At 57.5% G+C, this 261-nt stretch carries 1 pseudogene; it reads right to left on the bottom strand.

Going from position 1 to position 261, the window contains the following annotated elements:
- Nucleotides 1-261 (bottom strand): annotated as a pseudogene (locus tag GPL15_RS25380) (IS66 family transposase); the annotation flags it as partial.

Here is a 261-nt window from a genome sequence, read left to right as displayed (position 1 = left end):
CCGGTTCATAAACAACTTCTGTCCGGATCACCTTTTCCCCGACTTTTATAAGCCCGGACCCGCATACCGGGCACCGGGACGCCTCATCTACCAGGCAGCGTTCTACTTCTACCGGCAGGGAAGAAAGCATTTCTGCCCGTACTCCGGGCTGCCGTGCTTTCCGTTTATGTTCTGACACAGTGAGCGTTTTCTGCTGTTCTGCCAGTTCCTCCGCCAGCTCCTCCCCGCCAAACAGGCTGATCTGCCCGGGGATTCCGGTGA

The sequence above is a fragment of the Clostridium sp. MCC353 genome (genome assembly GCF_018785315.1).
Lineage (GTDB): Bacteria > Bacillota > Clostridia > Lachnospirales > Lachnospiraceae > CHH4-2.
This window is presented reverse-complemented; position numbering and strand designations above follow the sequence as displayed.